The 17,215-nt window shown below is 69.0% G+C and carries 15 protein-coding genes; 9 read left to right on the forward strand and 6 right to left on the reverse strand.

Annotated elements, in window-relative coordinates; all coding sequences use genetic code 11:
• Positions 1 to 2 precede the first annotated feature (2 nt).
• Positions 3 to 590 carry a class I SAM-dependent methyltransferase gene (locus OO71_RS03775; protein WP_033288179.1) on the forward strand — a complete coding sequence of 196 codons (588 nt, stop codon included), beginning with the start codon at positions 3 to 5 and terminating at the stop codon, positions 588 to 590.
• Between the two features lie 74 nt (positions 591 to 664).
• Here OO71_RS03775 and OO71_RS03780 read toward each other — a convergent pair whose 3' ends face one another.
• Positions 665 to 2,371 carry a serine/threonine-protein kinase gene (locus tag OO71_RS03780; protein WP_033288180.1) on the reverse strand — a complete coding sequence of 569 codons (1,707 nt, stop codon included), beginning with the start codon at positions 2,369 to 2,371 and terminating at the stop codon, positions 665 to 667.
• Positions 2,372 to 2,555: 184 nt separating this feature from the next.
• On the opposite strand from OO71_RS03780, the gene OO71_RS03785 reads away from it, so the two are divergent.
• Together OO71_RS03785 and OO71_RS03790 are read left to right on the forward strand one after the other, a co-directional pair.
• Positions 2,556 to 4,424 (forward strand): propionyl-CoA synthetase, encoded by a 1,869-nt coding sequence (locus tag OO71_RS03785; protein ID WP_033288181.1) that lies wholly within the window; start codon positions 2,556 to 2,558, stop codon positions 4,422 to 4,424.
• A gap of 221 nt (positions 4,425 to 4,645) precedes the next feature.
• Complete coding sequence (locus OO71_RS03790) at positions 4,646 to 6,223, forward strand: beta-N-acetylhexosaminidase (protein WP_033288182.1); 1,578 nt, start codon at positions 4,646 to 4,648, stop codon at positions 6,221 to 6,223.
• Here OO71_RS03790 and OO71_RS03795 read toward each other — a convergent pair.
• Genes OO71_RS03795 through adh form a run of 3 tightly spaced genes read right to left on the reverse strand, consistent with a single transcriptional unit; the run spans position 6,220 to position 8,857 of the window.
• Positions 6,220 to 6,906, reverse strand: a complete 687-nt coding sequence (locus OO71_RS03795) for an MOSC domain-containing protein (protein WP_425388648.1) — start codon at positions 6,904 to 6,906, stop codon at positions 6,220 to 6,222. The two genes, OO71_RS03790 and OO71_RS03795, sit on opposite strands and share 4 nt — an antisense overlap.
• A gap of 56 nt (positions 6,907 to 6,962) precedes the next feature.
• Entirely contained in the window at positions 6,963 to 7,334 is a 372-nt protein-coding gene (locus tag OO71_RS03800) for a DUF779 domain-containing protein (RefSeq protein WP_033288183.1), read from the reverse strand.
• Complete coding sequence (gene adh / locus OO71_RS03805; RefSeq protein ID WP_033288184.1) at positions 7,334 to 8,857, reverse strand: aldehyde dehydrogenase; 1,524 nt, start codon at positions 8,855 to 8,857, stop codon at positions 7,334 to 7,336. Before adh ends, OO71_RS03800 begins: the two co-directional genes overlap by 1 nt.
• 107 nt (positions 8,858 to 8,964) lie before the next feature.
• Here adh and OO71_RS03810 point away from each other — a divergent pair, with 107 nt between their 5' ends.
• Positions 8,965 to 10,437 (forward strand): helix-turn-helix domain-containing protein, encoded by a 1,473-nt coding sequence (locus OO71_RS03810; protein WP_033288362.1) that lies wholly within the window; start codon positions 8,965 to 8,967, stop codon positions 10,435 to 10,437.
• Here OO71_RS03810 and OO71_RS03815 read toward each other — a convergent pair.
• Positions 10,434 to 11,327 carry an NAD(P)H-binding protein gene (locus OO71_RS03815; protein ID WP_033288185.1) on the reverse strand — a complete coding sequence of 298 codons (894 nt, stop codon included), beginning with the start codon at positions 11,325 to 11,327 and terminating at the stop codon, positions 10,434 to 10,436. The two genes, OO71_RS03810 and OO71_RS03815, sit on opposite strands and share 4 nt — an antisense overlap.
• 85 nt (positions 11,328 to 11,412) lie before the next feature.
• On the opposite strand from OO71_RS03815, the gene OO71_RS03820 reads away from it, so the two are divergent.
• The 4 genes from OO71_RS03820 to OO71_RS03835 all read left to right on the forward strand — a co-directional run bounded on the left by OO71_RS03820 (position 11,413) and on the right by OO71_RS03835 (position 14,760).
• On the forward strand, positions 11,413 to 12,198 hold the full coding sequence (locus OO71_RS03820) for an SGNH/GDSL hydrolase family protein (protein WP_033288186.1): 786 nt from the start codon (positions 11,413 to 11,415) through the stop codon (positions 12,196 to 12,198).
• Positions 12,195 to 12,755, forward strand: coding sequence for a TetR/AcrR family transcriptional regulator (locus OO71_RS03825; protein WP_033288187.1), 561 nt, complete (start codon positions 12,195 to 12,197; stop codon positions 12,753 to 12,755). Before OO71_RS03820 ends, OO71_RS03825 begins: the two co-directional genes overlap by 4 nt.
• Before the next feature lie 218 nt (positions 12,756 to 12,973).
• A complete protein-coding gene (locus tag OO71_RS03830) occupies positions 12,974 to 14,107 on the forward strand; it encodes a sensor histidine kinase (protein ID WP_051790975.1) in 1,134 nt (377 codons plus the stop codon).
• Entirely contained in the window at positions 14,104 to 14,760 is a 657-nt protein-coding gene (locus tag OO71_RS03835; RefSeq protein WP_033288188.1) for a response regulator, read from the forward strand. Before OO71_RS03830 ends, OO71_RS03835 begins: the two co-directional genes overlap by 4 nt.
• 110 nt (positions 14,761 to 14,870) lie before the next feature.
• Here OO71_RS03835 and OO71_RS03840 read toward each other — a convergent pair whose 3' ends face one another.
• On the reverse strand, positions 14,871 to 16,301 hold the full coding sequence (locus OO71_RS03840) for a phytoene desaturase family protein (protein ID WP_033288189.1): 1,431 nt from the start codon (positions 16,299 to 16,301) through the stop codon (positions 14,871 to 14,873).
• Positions 16,302 to 16,449: 148 nt separating this feature from the next.
• Between OO71_RS03840 and OO71_RS03845 the strand changes: the two genes are divergently transcribed.
• Positions 16,450 to 17,181, forward strand: a complete 732-nt coding sequence (locus OO71_RS03845; protein ID WP_033288190.1) for a DUF2786 domain-containing protein — start codon at positions 16,450 to 16,452, stop codon at positions 17,179 to 17,181.
• Positions 17,182 to 17,215: the final 34 nt, after the last annotated feature.

Consider the following 17,215-nt stretch of genomic DNA (forward strand, 5'->3'; position numbering starts at 1 on the left):
GCATGCCGATGAACCTGATGCACCGCAAGCTCTGCAGCTCGGCGAAGTGGGCCGCGTCGGTGGCCGAGGTGCTGCCGGGGTGGCTCGCCCGGTTCGACCTCGGCGACGACGTCCTCGAGATCGGCCCCGGTTTCGGCGCCACGACGCGGGTGCTGCTGGACGTCGTCCCGCGGCTGACCGCGCTCGAGATCGACCCGGCGTCGACGCGGCTGCTGCAGGAGAAGTACGGCGACCGCGCGGACATCGTCGAGGGCAGCGGCGCGGACATGCCGTTCGATTCGGGGCGGTTTTCCGCGGTCGTGTGCTTCACGATGCTGCACCACGTGCCAACCGTCGCCCTGCAGGACCGGATCTTCGCGGAGGCAGCGCGGGTGCTGCGGCCGGGCGGGATTTACTGCGGGGTGGACAGCCAGCTCAGCTTCCGGTTCCGGCTGCTGCATCTGGGCGACACGATGAACGTCCTGGACGCGGTGACGCTGCCGGGGAGGCTGAGCGCCGCCGGGTTCGAGAAGGTGCAGGTGCAGCATCAGCCCAAGGAGCGGGTGGAGTTCTCCGGCGTGAAAGCGGTCAGCGAGGCTGCCGACTTCTGAAGCGAGAAGTCCGTGAAGGGAACCTTCAGGCCAGCAGATTCCCTGATGGTTCCCTTCACGGACTTCCCGACCGGTCAGCGGGGTTGACTGCGGGGGACAATCTGGGTAACCGGGCCGTCCAGGGACTTTCCGGACCGGCTCAACCAACCATCCACCTCGCGGCGCACCGAATTCAGCGTCGGACGACGGCGGGGTTCGGGGTCCAGTGAAGCCGCCAAGATCCGGGCATGCGCCGACCGCCGGGGCAAATGCGTGACCGGTTCCGCGCGCGCCGCGGCCATCAGCGCGGCCATCGGTGTCTCGCGGGTGCCGCGCGGGGGCTGTCCGGACAGCGCATAACTCACCGTCGCGGCCAGTTGCCACGCGTCCGATGCCGGGCTCGCCGGAGCGCCCATTGCCTGTTCCGGGGCGACGAAATCGGGGGTGCCGATCATCATTCCGGTCGCCGTCATCTTGGCGTCGCCCTGGCTGCGGGCGATGCCGAAGTCGATCAAGTGCGCGAGACCGGCCGGGTCGAGGATCACGTTCGACGGTTTCACGTCGCGGTGCAGCACGCCCTTTTCGTGGGCCGCGACCAGCGCGCCTGCCATCGTGGACCACAGCCGGCCGGCGGCGACGTCGTCGATCGGGCCCTGGCCGTCGACGACCTCGGCGAGCGGGCGGCCCTGCAGGTACTCCATCACGAGCGCGAGCCCGTCCGGCTCCTCGGCCAGGTCGTACACGCGCACGCAGTTGGGATGGTTGACCGCGGCCAGCGCCCGGGCCTCGCGTTGCATGCGCTCTTCGGTGTCGCGGTCGGGGGCGTGCGCGATCTTCAGCGCGACGGTGCGGTTGAGCTGCGTGTCGACCGCTTCCCAGACCGTGCCGAACCCGCCATGGCCGAGCTGGCGTACGCGCCGGTACCGGCTTCCGCCTGCCCCGCGCGACCCCGGAGGCGGCGGGATCATGCCGGGCGCGGCGGCCAGCAACCCGGCGGCCGGGGGTTCCGGCGCCAGCGCCGTGGCCGGGTACGGCTTGTTCACCGGAGCGGGCGGGGGCGGCTCCCGGCGCGGCGGAGGCTGAGCGGGTGGCTCGTCGCGGCGCGGTTCCGGCCGGTTGATCACCGACCACGGCGGCGGTCCGACCAGGGCGACCGGGATCAGCCCCAGGATGCTGAACGGCAGGAACCCGAGCCAGAAGTGCACGGCGGTGTTGGCTGACATACCCGCCGTCGCCAGCGCCATCACCACGAACGGGATCCAGAAGAACCGCGACGGCCACTTCGGCCCGCGGCGGAAGGCGGTGCGCGCCTGCAGCATCACGAACAGCAGCGAACCGGCCGGGAGCACGGTGAACGCGAGCACGTACAGGGCGTACGAGAGCTTGATGCCACGCGGGTAGAAGAGCGTCTCGAAGACGTTGGACCCGCCGCCGAGGTACGCCTTCTGCACGCCGACGAACGAGCAGTAGTTGGTGCTGAGCGTGGCCGCTTCGGAGGCCGACAGCCCGCTGGCGACGCCCGAGTTGACGGCGCGGAACGTCCCCGAGATGCCGGTGGCCATGAGCCACGGCAGCACCAGCACGCTGACCACGCCGATCAGGCCGAACACGGTGAGCGTGGTGGCGTCGTACCGGTTGCCGGTCCCCTTCCGGACCAGCGCCACGACCAGGGCACCGGCCGCGGGGAAGAGCGCTACGAGCGCACCCGCTGTGGTCGTCGCCCACACCCAGTCACCCGGGCAGAAGCCGGGTCCGAACAAGGTGTGTGCGAGCGAAAGCAGCGCGCTCGCGAGTCCGCTCACCGCCTGGTTCCCCTCACTGTCGGTGCCTGTGTCGTGCCGCTGCGCGGCCGACCCCCACGGTCCAGCTTAGGACGCGCGCCCGTTCCCCGGGGTTGCCGGGTCGGGCCGGACCGAGACCTGCATGACACCGCCTGCCGGGCCATCATGAGGAAAGATCCGGCCGCCGCCGTCGTGAGGAGACATCGTGGGCGCATACGACGAGACCTACCGGCGCAGCCTGGCCGACCCCGAGGGCTTCTGGCTCGAAGCCGCCCGCGCGATCGACTGGACGAAACCACCCACGCGCGCGCTCGACTCGTCCCGCGAGCCGTTCTACCGCTGGTACCCCGACGGCGAGCTCAACACCGCGTACAACGCGCTCGACCGGCACGCCGACGGCGGCCGCGGCGGGCAGGACGCGCTGATCTGGGACTCGCCGGTCACCGGGCGCAAGCGCCGCTACACCTACGCCGAGCTGCGCGACGAGGTCGCGACGTTCGCCGGTGCGCTCGTCTCACTCGGCGTGACCCGCGGCGACCGCGTGATCCTGTACCTGCCGATGATCCCCGAGGCCGTGATCGCGATGCTCGCCTGCGCGCGGATCGGTGCGGTGCATTCGGTGGTGTTCGGCGGGTTCGCGCCCAAGGAACTGGCGGCGCGGATCGAGGACGCGAAGCCGAAGCTGATCCTCGCCGCGTCGTGCGGGATCGAGCCGACCCGGATCGTCGAGTACAAGCCGATCATCGACGCCGCCCTCGCGACTACCGCGCACCAGCCCTCGCACGTGGTGGTGTTCCAGCGCGAGCAGGCGCGCGCGGAGCTGTCGGGCACGGACCTCGACTGGGCTGAGCTGGACGCCGACCCGGTCGAGCCGGTGCCGGTGAAGGCGACCGATCCGCTGTACATCCTCTACACCTCGGGTACCACCGGGCGGCCGAAGGGCGTGGTCCGCGACGCGGGCGGGCACGCGGTCGCGCTGGCGTGGTCGATGGGCGCGCTGTACGACATCCACGCGGGCGACGTGTGGTGGACGGCCTCTGACGTCGGGTGGGTCGTCGGGCACTCGTACATCGTGTACGCGCCGCTGCTGGTCGGAGCCACGACGGTGCTCTACGAGGGGAAGCCGGTTGGAACCCCTGATGCGGGCGCGTTCTGGCGGGTCATTGCCGAACATGGCGTACAGGCGCTTTTCACGGCGCCGACGGCGTTGCGCGCGGTGAAGAAGGTCGATCCCAACGCGGGCGAGCTGAGGAAGTACGACTTGGCGAAGTTCCGCACGCTCTTCCTCGCGGGCGAGCGGCTCGACCCGGAGACCTACCACTGGGCACACGACCTCCTGGGCACGCCAGTGGTCGACCATTGGTGGCAGACCGAAACCGGCTGGCCGATTGCCGCGAACCCGCGCGGTCTCGAGCCGATGCCGGTGAAACCCGGGTCGGCGACGAAACCGGTACCCGGATGGGACGTCCGCATTCTCGACCAGGCGGGCGACCAGCTGCCGGCCGGGCGCGAGGGCGCGATTGCCCTGAAACTGCCGCTGCCGCCGGGTTCGCTGCCGACGCTCTGGGGCGACGACGAGCGCTACCGTTCGGCGTACCTCGCGCGCTATCCCGGGTACTACCTCACCGGCGACTCGGGCTACCTCGACGAGGACGGGTATCTGTTCGTGATGGGCCGCACCGACGACGTGATCAACGTGGCCGGGCACCGGCTGTCGACCGGCTCGATGGAGGCGGTGCTGGCCTCGCATCCGGCAGTCGCGGAGTGTGCGGTGATCGGCGTGGCCGACCAGCTGAAGGGACAGGTGCCGCGGGGGTTCGTAGTGCTGAAGGCGGGGGTCGAAATGCCGGAGGAGGAGTTGCGGGCCGAGCTGGTGGCGCTGGTCCGCCGCGACATCGGGCCGGTGGCGGCGTTCCGTGACGTGTCGGTGGTCGCGGCGCTGCCGAAGACCCGCTCGGGCAAGATCCTGCGCAAGACCATGCGCGGTATCGCGGACGGGCGCGACGAACCGGTGCCGTCGACCATCGAGGACCCCGGGGTACTTGATGCGTTGCGGACCATCTTGCGGCCCTGACTTCCCGCCCCCACGCAACCCCAATGTGGCATTGGGTGCATCTGACGCACCCAATGTGGCATTCGGTGCGTCAGATGCAACCAATGTGGCATTGGGGTGCTGTTCGGCGAGACCCGGTGAGCGGGACACGGCAGGCGCGGCCAGCCGTTCGGGCGTTGTCCAGCCACGAGAGGTGGTCTATACCTCTAAGGGTCCGCCTGCTCCCCGACCGGAGGTGTGCCGTGAGGAAGACCCTGTCCAGGGCCGTGCTGGGCGCGACTGTGCTCGGGCTTGCCGCGATGGCAGCGCCCGGGTCGGCTGCGGCCGGGCCGGCGCCGAGCGAACGGCAGGTCACCGACCTCGTACCGGCGCCCGTGCAGGCGATCGCCGACCCTGCCGCCAGTTTCCGGCTGACCCCGTTCACCGTGATCCATGCCGGGCGCGGGGCGGGGGACGTCGCCACCTACCTGCGGGGGCTGTTGCGGCCCGCCACCGGGTATCCGCTGCCGGTGGTCCCGGTGAACCCGGGGCGGTCGACGATCTCACTCGATCTCGGGCACGCTGACCCGCGCGTGGGCAGCGAGGGGTACCAGCTGGACGTGACGAAGTCCGGCGTTCGCTTGCGCGCCAACACTTCCGCGGGACTGTTCGAGGGCGTGCAGTCGCTGCGGCAGCTGCTGCCGTCGGCCATCGACGCGAAAACCGTGCAGCACCGGACGTGGACGATCGCCGGTGGCTCGGTGCTCGACTACCCGCGTTTCGGCCACCGTGGCGCGATGCTGGACGTGGCACGGCATTTCTTCACGCCGGCGCAAGTGAAGACGTACATCGATCAAATAGTGCAGTACAAGATCAACACCCTACACCTGCACCTGAGCGATGACCAGGGCTGGCGCATCGAGATCAAGAGCTGGCCGCGGCTGGCGACCGAGGGCGGCAAAACCGCGGCGTACGGCGACCCGGGCGGCTACTACACCCAGGCCGAGTACCAGGAAATCGTTGCGTACGCGGCAAGCCGGCACATCACGGTCGTCCCGGAGATCGACATGCCCGGGCACACGAACGCCGCGCAGGCGACGTACGCGGAACTCAACTGTGACGGCGTCGCGGTCCCGCCGCGCACGGACATCGAGGTCGGCTACAGCTCGCTCTGCATTGGTTCGCCCATCACGTACCGGTTCGTGGAGGACGTGATCCGCGAGCTCGCCGCGATCACGCCGGGCAAGTACATCGGCATCGGCGGGGACGAAGCGCATTCGACTTCCGCCGAGGATTACCGTGCCTTCTACGAAAAAGTGAGTCCGCTGGTCGCCAAGTACGGAAAGCTGATCACCGGCTGGCACGAGATCGCGAAGACGCCGTTGCCCACCTCGGCGGTGCCGCAGTACTGGGACCAGGGCGGCCCGAACGCGGACGTGGCTGCCGCGGCCGCGCGCGGGAACAAGTTCATCATGTCCCCGGCGAACCGCGCGTACCTCGACATGAAGTACACCGCCGAAACCCCGCTCGGACAGTCCTGGGCCGGCCTGGTCGAGGTCCGTGACGCATACGACTGGGATCCGGCGACCTTCGTACCCGGAGTCGGCGAACAGTCCGTCGCCGGGGTCGAAGCTCCACTGTGGACGGAGACGATCCGGACCAACGACAATATCGAGTACATGGCCTTCCCGCGGCTGCCGGGAATCGCGGAAATCGGCTGGTCCCCACAAGAAGCGCGCAACTGGGACGGGTACCGGGAACGGCTGGCCAAGCAGGCACCGCGCTGGGTGGTGCAGGGAATCGACTTCTACCGGTCGCCACAGGTGGACTGGCGGGGTTAGCCGGCGCGGCGCGTCCGCCAACGGTCCACAGTGGACCGGATGCCCGACCGGTAATCCGCGGACAGCGCAGGCGTTTCCAGGATCCAGGTCGCGAGTTCAAGGGTACTCTCGACCCGGTCCGCGGGCAGCCGCGCGTAGTTCACATAGGACATCAGGAACGTTTTGGTGACCGTCGGCCCGGTCGCGCGCTCCACGATCTCGAGCGGCGCGCGCGTCGGGACCGTCGCAGGGCGCAGCACCCGCAGGTACCAGCCACAGCGGCCACTGTCGATCATCGCGGGCACGATGTCCTTGCGTTCGGTCCGCATCGCCAGCTTGTAACACGGGTTGCGCGGCTGTGAGACCTGCACCAGCGCGTCCCCCCACGACCACACGTCACCGATGCGCACGTCGTCCTCAGTGATGCCCGTCACCGACAGGTTCTCCCCGACACCGCCTGGCGCCACGGCAAAACCGTCCGCCACCCACGCCCGGTAATGCTCGGCCGGATACGCATAGACCGCTTTGTCGACCCCGCCGTGCACGGTCAGGTCCGCCTGCCGGTCACCCGCCAGGTTCAGCTCGGACAACGCCAGCTCAGGCACCTCGACCCGCGCCTTCCGGATCCCGCTCAGCACCGGCTCGTCGCGCCGGTAGCCCAGCACGTCCGGCTCCCCCACGTACACGTCGTTCAGTGACAGCATGAAGCCGAAACTAGCACTGTTCCCGGGTGCCCCGCGGAGTCCGCGGGGCACCCGGTTCACCCGTTGAGCGCAGCCGACTCCTCGTCGCTGAACAGCCGGGAACGGACGAGGAACCGCACCCCTTCCGGGGCTTCCAGCGAGAACCCGCTGCCCCGGCCGGGTACCACGTCGATGGTGAGGTGCGTGTGCTTCCAGTACTCGAACTGCGGCCCGGACATCCACACCGGCACCGGGTCGATCCCGTCCACCGCCAGGTTACCCAGGTGCACGTCGTGCTCGCCGACGCGGAATTCGCCTGCCGGGTAACACATCGGGGCACTGCCGTCACAGCATCCGCCGGACTGGTGGAACATCACCGGACCGTGGGCAGGCACCAGCCGCCGCAGCAGATCCGCGGCGGCCGGCGTCAGGTCGACCCGCTCGCCCATCAGAAGAAGCCCAGCGCCTGGTCGGAGTAGGAGACCAGGAGGTTCTTCGTCTGCTGGTAGTGGTCCAGCATCATCTTGTGGTTCTCGCGCCCGATGCCGGACGCCTTGTAGCCGCCGAAGGCCGCGTGCGCCGGGTAGGCGTGGTAGTTGTTCACCCACACGCGGCCGGCCTGGATGTCGCGGCCCGCGCGGTAGGCGGTGTTGCCGTCGCGCGACCAGACACCGGCGCCGAGGCCGTACAGCGTGTCGTTGGCGATCTTGAGCGCGTCGGCGTAGTCGTCGAACTTCGCCACGGACACCACCGGGCCGAAGATCTCCTCCTGGAAGATGCGCATCTTGTTGTCGCCCTCGAACACCGTCGGCTGCACGTAGTAGCCGCCGGACAGGTCGCCGCCGAGGTCGGCCTGCGCGCCGCCGGTGAGCACCTTGGCGCCTTCCTGCTTGCCGATGTCGATGTAGGACAGGATTTTCTCGAGCTGGTCGTTCGAGGCCTGCGCGCCGATCATCGTGTCGGTGTCGAGCGGGTTGCCCTGCTTGATCTTCTTGACGCGCTCGACCGCGTCGCCGAGGAACCGGTCGTAGATGCCGGACTGGATCAGCGCGCGCGACGGGCACGTGCAGACCTCGCCCTGGTTCAGCGCGAAGAGGGCAAAGCCTTCCTGCGCCTTGTCGTAGAACGCGTCGTTGGCCGCGGCGACGTCGTCGAAGAAGATGTTCGGGCTCTTGCCGCCCAGCTCGACGGTGACCGGGATGATGTTCTCGCTGGCGTACTGCAGGATCAGCCGTCCGGTGGTGGTCTCGCCGGTGAAGGCGACCTTGCGCACGCGGTTGCTCGACGCGAGCGGTTTGCCCGCCTCCACGCCGAACCCGTTGACGACGTTGAGCACGCCCGGCGGGATGAGGTCACCGATGATCGACAGCAGCAGGTGGATCGACGCCGGGGTCTGCTCGGCGGGCTTGAGCACGATCGCGTTGCCCGCGGCCAGCGCCGGGGCGAGCTTCCACACCGCCATCAGCAGCGGGAAGTTCCACGGGATGATCTGCCCGACGACGCCGAGCGGCTCGTGGAAGTGGTACGCGATGGTGTTCTCGTCGATCTGCGAGATCCCGCCCTCCTGGGCGCGCAGGGCACCGGCGAAGTAGCGGAAGTGGTCGATCGCGAGCGGGATGTCGGCGGCGAGGGTCTCACGGACCGGCTTGCCGTTCTCCCAGGCCTCGGCGACCGCGATCTTCTCGAGGTTCTGCTCCATCCGGTCCGCGATCCGGAGCAGGATGTTCGCGCGTTCCTCGATCGAGGTGCGGCCCCACGCCGGCGCGGCTCCCTCGGCCGCGTCGAGCGCCTTCTCGACGTCGGCCGCCGTGCCGCGGGCGATCTCGGTGAAGGTCTTGCCGGTCACCGGCGTCGGGTTTTCGAAGTACTGCCCGCCCGCCGGCGCGACGTACTCACCGCCGATGTAGTGGTCGTAGCGGGTCGCGTAGTCGACGACTGCGCCGTCGGTGTTCGGTGCGGCGTAAACGGCCATCTTGCCCTGCCTCGTTGCTGGTCCGGTGACGGTCGGCAGCGACCGTAAGGCGGGCAACGTTGCACGGACGTTGCAGGCACGTGACCTGGGTCTCTACTCTGATCCACGTGGCAGAGCTGCCCGAACCCGATTTGCTGCGCGATCCGGAGTCGTACGCGCGGCTGCTCCGGCACGTCCGCGAGGCGGTGCTGTCCGGGGTTCCGGCGCCGCGTTCGCCGCGTTCGGTGGTGTCCGCATCGTGGGAACGGTCGCTGGCCGCGCAAGTGGATCCCGACGCCGGGGAGGCGCCGCTGATCTTCGAACCGGACGAGCTCACCGCGCTGCGCCTGGAACATCCGCTGGCGCCGGTGTTGCCGGTGCTGCGCGAGATGCTGGTGAGCATTGCCGACGACGCCGAGCACATGATGATCGTGACCGACGCGGACGGGCTGATCCTGTGGCGCGAGGGCGCCACTGACGTGCTGCTGCGCGCGGACCGCGTCGCGCTCACCGAGGGCACCCGGTGGAGTGAGGAAACGATCGGGACGAACGCCATGGGCACGACGCTCGCCACCGGGAAGCCGGTGCAGATCTACTCCGCCGAGCACCTCGTCCGCCGCTACCACACGTGGACGTGCGCAGCGGCGCCCGTGCGCGATCCGGACACCGGCGCGCTACTCGGGTCGATCGACGTCAGCGGTCCACTTCGGACAGTGCATCCGGCAATGTTGTCGCTGGTCACGGCCACGGCGCAGCTCGCGGAAGGTCGGTTACGCGCGCAGCTGGCGGTCCGCGACGAGAAGATGCGGCGGGCGAACATGCCGCATCTGGCGTCGTTGCGCGGCCGTCCCGGCGCGCTGCTTTCGGCGGGTGGCCGGGTGCTGGCCGCGGAGGCGTGCACCCTTCCGTCCACTGTGGAGGTACGGCGGGGCGGTGGCACGGTCACCCTGCCGGACGGCCGGGTCGCGACCGTCGACCCGCTCGACGAGGGCTACCTGCTGCGGCTCGCGACGTCCGGCTCTGCGCCGCGCCGGAAGCTGTCGCTCGAGTACCTCACCGACGGTCCCGGGTCGACCATTGTGGACGGTCGAGACGTCCCGTTCACCTTGCGGCACGCGGAGTTGTTGACCCTGCTGGCGTTGCAGCCGCGGGGTCTGTCGGCGGAGAAGCTGGCGTTGCAGCTGTATGGCGAGAGCGGCAACCCGGTCACCGTACGTGCGGAAATCCACCGGTTGCGCACGCAGCTGCGTACCGGCGTGTTGCAGACGCGCCCGTACCGGCTCGCGGCCACTGTGGACGCAGACTTCCTGCGCGCGAAAGACGCTCTGCGCGTTGGTGATGCGGCTGCGGCTGTTCGTTCGTTCCGTGGTCCGCTGCTTGCGGAGTCGGAAGCTCCGGCAATTCTCGACGAACGCGAGTCGATCAGCGCGCAAGTCCGCCAGCTCGCACTGAACAGCGGTGACCCGGACACGCTGTGGTCGTTCTGGGAAACCTCTTGCGGCGCCGACGATCTGGCGATCCTGGACGCGTTGTGCGCCGCGCTTTCCCCGACCGACCCGCGACTGGCCGCGGTACGGACTCATCGCGCGCGGCTGGGTTAGCTTCCCGTCGTTTCCCGGATTGCTTTGTCGAGCGGAGCCGGATTCATCGGATCCACGTACAGCTCTCGCAGTAACAGGTCGTCGAGGTGTTGCACGGTCAGGCCGGGCTGTTTTCCGGTGATCCCGTTGAGAAATCCGCCGATCTTGAACGCCGCACGGACCGGACCGGCGGGGATGGCTCGGATCGGACGCGAGTGTCCGGCCGCTGTTGCCATTCGCGCGAGCAGGTCGTGCCACGACAGGTTTTCCTCGGCTACCGGCAGGTCCGCACCCGATGCTTGCTCCAGCGCGTCTACGGTCGCGACGCCGACGCCGTGGGCACTCGTCGCCGCAGTGCCGCCGACAGGCGCGAAGAGCGGCGCGGCGGAGCGCACCCACTTCACGATCGGCACCGACCACTGCGGTACCCGGCCATCCGCGACACCGAAGACGAACGGTACCTCGATCACGGCCACCGGCAGGCCCATCTCGCGCGCGACGCGTGCTTGCTCGTGACGGCTACGCACGTACGGATGCTTCGCAGCCAACCCCCACTCAGGGTGTACGCGATCGAAGTGCGTGTAGTACGACCCGAGCACCGCGGCGCGCGTACAGCCTGCTTCGCGCGCCGCGCGCAACAACGCGGCGACAGGCGCGACGTTGCCCGCGTACAGCCGAGGCTCGACAGGTCCACGTCCTACCGCACGGTCGTCCATCCCGCCCGCGAAGACGACGCCGTCGTGCCCTTCGAGCACTGTATGGAGGCTTGATGCCGTCGATACGTCGAGAGCTCTGTCGACTCCCTCACGTGCCGTACGCGCGACTGTGGTCGCTTCGTGCCCGCGTTTCCGCAGCTCATCCCGTACGTGCTGACCCAGCAGGCCACTGCCGCCCACCACCAAGATCTTCATGCCCGTGATCCTCCCAGGTAGACAGCGTCTACCTGACTTTGATAGACAGTGTCTACAAGATGAACCAGGGGTTACGGAGAGCGGAATGGGTTTCCACACGTTCGTCGCCGTCGGCGACAGCTGCGCCGAGGGGCTGGACGATCCGTACCCCGACCACAGCCGGTACCGCGGCTGGGCGGACTACGTCGCCGGGCGGCTCGCGCGTGACGAGCCTGGGTTCCGGTACGCCAACCTCGCCGTTCGCGGGCGGCGGCTGGACCAGATCACCGCGGAGCAGCTACCTGCGGCAACGCGGCACGAACCCGACCTGATCGCGCTGTTCGGCGGTGGCAACGACGTGATGAGCCGCGGCTGGGACGCTCGCACGGTGGCGCGTCGGGTGGACGCCGCGATCAAGCAGTGCACCCAGATCGCGCCGGCCGTCGTCACGTTCACCTTGAGCGACATCGCACACCGCATGCCGCTCGGCGGACGCATGCGGCCGCGGATCACGGCGCTCAACGACGCGATCCGTGAGGCCTCGGTCAGCTATGGCGCGAAGCTCGTGGACCTGTGGCCGGACCACGCCGCACACGATTCGCGGTACTTCGGGCCGGATCGGCTGCACCTGTCACAGGCCGGACATCTGCGCGTGGCCGGACATCTGCTGGACAGGCTGGGCGTCGCGCACGACGGCAGCTGGCTGCAGCCGCTGCCCGGCAGCCCCGCGCGCCCCGGGCCGATGGCCGACCTGCGCTGGCTGTGGCAGGAGGTGCTGCCGGTCGGGATCACGCGGGTGCGCAACCGGCTCATCGGCCGCTCGCCGGGCGACGGCTTCCTGCCGAAGCGCCCCGAACTGCTGCCCGTGGCCTTCTCCGAAGCTCAGGCATGAGCGCGCGCCAACGGTTGATCAGTACGGCCGCGGACCTGCTCACCGGGTCCGGCGTAGAAGCCGTGACGCTGCGCGGGATCGCGAAGGCGGCTGGGGTGTCGCACGGTGCTCCGCTACGGCACTTCTCGGGTCGCGCGGAGCTACTGTCTGCCGTCGCCACTCTCGGCTTCACACAGCTGCTTGAGCGCGGTGCACAGTTACCTGACGGCACGCCGCGCGAGCGCGTAACGGCCGCCTGTCACGCGTACGTCGACTTCGCGATGAAGAACCCGGCGATGTTCGAGCTGATGTTCCGTCGCGACCTGATCGACCCTGACGAACCAGGGCTTGTCGCCGCCAGCAGTGCAGTTTTCGACACCTTCGCGGAGCTCGTGCGGCTAGACCGGGCTAATGATCGACTGCGACCGGGTACAGACCCTCGGCTCGTTGCGGCGTCGCTGTGGGCCGCACTGCATGGCCTCGCGCAACTGTGGCTGTGGGGCGGGCTGGCTGGCGCGAGCTTCGCGCCTTCGCCGGAATCGGCGCTCGCGGTGACCCTGGACGCGTATCTGGGCTGAAGTGCGTGCCCGGCGGGGAGCCGGGATCCTCCCCGGCCCGAAACTCCCCACCGAACAGCAGGAATGGGTGACCATTCGCGGGTGACGCTAACGGTTCGATCCCCCGGATGGATCCACCTTCGGCCGCATCCGGGGGTAAACCCTGGCGGTAGACGACCTGCCGCAGCCGCGGTAGGTCGTTGGGAAACCGCCGGTCAGGGAGGTAGCTTCAGGCGGTGATGCGGATCTTGCGGGCGCGGCCGCTCCTGGTGGATTCGCTGCTGGCCCTCGCCGTCGCGACCTTCCTGTTCGCCGGTGCGGCCGTCCACCACGGCGATCTCGGCGACCGGCCGGGGATTTCCGGCCTGCTGCTCGCGGTCGCCGGTGCGGTCCCGCTGGTCGTCCGCCGCCGGTACCCGATCATCGTGCTGGTGGTGGTGACGGTGCTGGTCGGCGCGTTCGCGCTGGCCGGATTCCGCGCCACGCTCGGGCGGCCGGACGTGCTGATCGCCGCGTACACCGTGTGGGCGCATTATCCGGTGCGCCACGCGTGGCCGCCGTCGCTGTTCGGGCTGGCCGTTTTCGAGGTGACCCTGCTCGTCGGCGACGCCGCGAATCCCGTGGGAGACACGGTCATCGCGGTGATCCAGGGGTCCGCGACCATCCTGATCGGACATTCGGTGTACCTGCGCGGGCTCGCCCTGAACGCGACCGCGGAGCGGGCCGACCGCGCGGAGCTGGCGGTGGTCGAGGAGCGGCTGCAGATCGCTCGGGAGCTGCACGATGTGGTGTCGCACCACCTTTCGGTGATTTCGGTGCAGGCGAACCTGGCGAGGTACGTCTTCGAATCCGCGCCGGACACCGCCCGCGGCGCGCTCGACACGATCACCGGCACCACCACCGAGGCACTCGACGAACTCCGCCGCCTGCTCAGCGTGCTGCGGCCGCCGAACCAGGAGCCGTACCGTCCGCAACCCGGGTTGGCCGATCTTCCCGCGCTGGTCAGCCGTGTAGCCGAAGCCGGCCTTTCGGTGCAGCTGCGCGTTACGGGAACGCCGCGCACGCTTCCGCCTGGGCCGCAGCTGTGCGCGTACCGGGTGGCGCAGGAAGCGCTTACGAACGTTCTGAAGCACGCGCCGGACTCTGTGGCCGAGCTGGAAGTCGAGTACCTTCTCGAGGCGTTGCGGCTGCGAGTGTCGGACTCCGGCGGCTCTGCTGCCGAGGACAACCCCGCTGGACACGGCCTCGTCGGCATGCGCGAGCGAGCACGAATGTACGGTGGCGAAATCGAAATCGGCCCACGCGATCCTGCGGGGTTCGAGGTCGTGCTGACGCTCCCGTACCCGGGCCGGACCGCCGGAGAACCGAAGTGACCACTGTGCTCGTGGTGGACGACCAGGACCTCGTCCGCGCCGGTCTCGTCGCGCTGCTCGAAGCCGCGCCGGGCATCGAGGTCGTCGGAGAGGCACGGGACGGCCTGGAAGCCGTCCGCTTGGCAGCGCAGCTGTCGCCCGAAGTGATCCTGATGGACATCCGCCTGCCCGGCCTCGACGGCGTTTCGGCCACCACGCGTATCCTCACCGGCCCGGACAGCCCGCGCGTCCTGATCCTGACCGTGTTCGACCTGGACGAGTACGTGTACCGCGCGCTGCAAGCAGGTGCGGCCGGATTCCTGCTCAAGGACAGCCCACCGGAAACCCTGATCGCCGGCATCAAAGCAGTAGCCCGCGGCGACCTGCTCTTCGGCCCGACGATCACCCGCCGCCTGGTCGAGGCGTACACGAGCACCCCGCAGTCCGGCCCCGCGCCACCGCTGACCACCCTGACCGAACGCGAACGCGAGGTACTGCGCTTGGTGGGAACCGGTATGCCGAACGGCGAAATCGCGGCGCAGCTGCACGTCAGCGAGGCGACGGTGAAGACCCATTTGAACCGCCTGATGCCGAAACTGGGCATCTCCAGCCGCGCGCAAGCCGTTGTGGTCGCGTATGAAACCGGCCTGGTCCGCCCGACCCCTCGCCCTTGATCGCCCCTTCGCGCCGCTACCGTTCCGTGAAGGCCACCTTCACGGAATCTGATTCCGTGAAGGTTCCCTTCACAGCCTTCACCACCCACCCGGCCGCAGCCCCAACGTCGTCACAATCGGGCCTCGGGGTGCCCACCCAAGCCGAACTCGCACCGCAACACGACCTCGGCAGCGTGTACCCCACCCATCCCATGCACCCCCGGCCCAGGCGGCGTAGCAGCCGAGCACAGATACACCCCCGGCAACGGCGTCCGATACGGCTCCCACCGAAGCACCGGCCGCCCCACCACCTGCCGCAACGTCATGGCACCCGCCGCAATATCCCCACCCACATAATTGGCGTTGTAAGCCTCGAACCCCACCCCGGAAACCGCCCGAGACGCCAATACCGTGTCACGAAACCCCGGCGCAAATCGCTCGATCCGACGGCAGATCACCTCAGTGACATCACCCGAATCCCCCTGCGGCACATGCGCATAAGCCCAAACCGGCTGCTTCCCGGTAACCCCACGAGAAGGATCAGCCACCATCGGCTGAGCAACGAGCACCACCGGCTCGTCCCCTATTTCCCCGGCCACCACTGCATTCTCCGCAGCGAAGACCTGGTCCCGAGTCCCGCCGAGATGGACAGTCCCAGCCCGCCCCAATTCCTTGTCCCGCCAAGGAATCCCCTCAGAAACCAGAAAATCCACCTTCGCCGCCGCAGGTCCATAACGAACCCTCTCCAACGCCTTCCGATACCGACCCGGCAAAACCGGCCCGGCAATCTCGAGCACCCCTTTCGGCGCTAAATCCAGCAACACCGTCCGCGCATGCGCGACCTGACGAATGTCCGTGACCCGAGCACCGGTATGCACCCGACCGCCATGTGCTTCCAACTCGGCGACCAGGGTGTCAATGATCCGCTGCGAACCACCCCGCGGAACCGGCCACCCATTGACATGCGCCAGATGCCCAAGCAACACCGCCACCCCACCCCCGACCAGCGACGGCAGCCGCCCAACCGCATGCGCCGCAACCCCCGCGAGAAGCGCCGACGCCTCCACCCCAGCGAACGGATTCCCTCGCGCTGCAAGAGCCCGTGTCGCAATGAGCGCCGCCGTACGCGGCCGCGGTAAGTGGCGAAAATCCCCGAGTAGGACTTCCGTGACTTCATCGGTGCGCTCAATCAACGGAGCCATGAAGCGCCGCCAACGAGCACCGTCGACGCCCAGTCGCGCACAGGTGCGCTCGAGGTCGACGTACGCGATCGCCGTGGTGTTCTCGTCGACAGGATGCGCGTACGCGATGTCTGTGCGGCAGAAGTCGAGGTCAAATTGCCTCAAGAACGGCGAAGCAGCCGCCATCGGATGGACGGCCGAGCAGATGTCGTGAATGACGTCAGAGTCGAACAACCGCGCCGATCGCGCCCCGCCGCCCGGCTCGTCCGCCGCCTCGTACACCTCGACCGACAGCCCCGCCCGTGCGAGCCGCACCGCCGCAGCCAGGCCGTTCGGCCCCGAACCGACGACCGCGACGTCCAGCGTGACAGGCGTGGGCACGACCGCGATCGTACGACCGTGACCTGCCGCGACGCGCCGGGTACCCGGTGTCACTCCCGAACACCTGATCGAATATTGTCGTACCCCACGCCTACCGTGCACCCCATGCCGGTCCGCCCGGGGCCGGTGCCGCAGGAGAGGGGGGTTCATGCCCGACCACGACACGCTGCTGGAGCGCGTACGGAAGCTGCTGGCCAAGGCCGAGGACCCAGCGGTCACGGCGGCCGAAGCCGAGCTGTACAACACGAAAGCCGCCGAACTGGTCGCGCGGCACGGGATCGACAACGCAATGCTGGCCGCGTCCGGACAGCGCGGCGACGACATCACCGTGCTGAAGCTGCCGGTCGCCAACCCGTACAGCCGCGACAAAGCCAGCCTGCTCACCAGCATTGCGTACCCGCTGCGCTGCCGGACCCTGCTGCACCGCGTGGGCCAGGGCGTCGAGGCGGTCACCGTGTTCGGCTATCGGTCAGACCTCGCGCGGGTCGAATTGCTGTTCACCAGCTTGCTGCTACAGGCGAGCACGCAGCTCACCCGGGTACGCCCGGAGGAACGGGTATTCCGGGAGTCGCTGGCGGCGTACCGGCGCACGTGGCTGCACGGCTTTGCCCGAGCGGTCCACGAACGGTTGACGCACGCGGAAACGAACGCGGCGCGCAGTTACCGGGCAGAATCGGGTGGGCAGACGGCAGAACTGGTGGTCCGCGACCGGACGGCGTTGGTACAGCAAGCCTTCGACCGCGAGTACGGCGACCTACGGTCTGCGGCGCCGCGCCGATTGTCGGGGTCGGGGTACCGGGAGGGCCATCGAGCGGGAACGCGAGCAAACCTGGACCCGGCTGCGCTGGGGCGGCAGCGAGCGGCGTTGCCGGTTCGGTGAGGGGTGATGCGGTGCTTGGGCCCGGGAGGTGCGG

This window comes from Amycolatopsis jejuensis (assembly GCF_000717335.1).
GTDB classification, from domain to species: Bacteria; Actinomycetota; Actinomycetes; order Mycobacteriales; family Pseudonocardiaceae; genus Amycolatopsis; species Amycolatopsis jejuensis.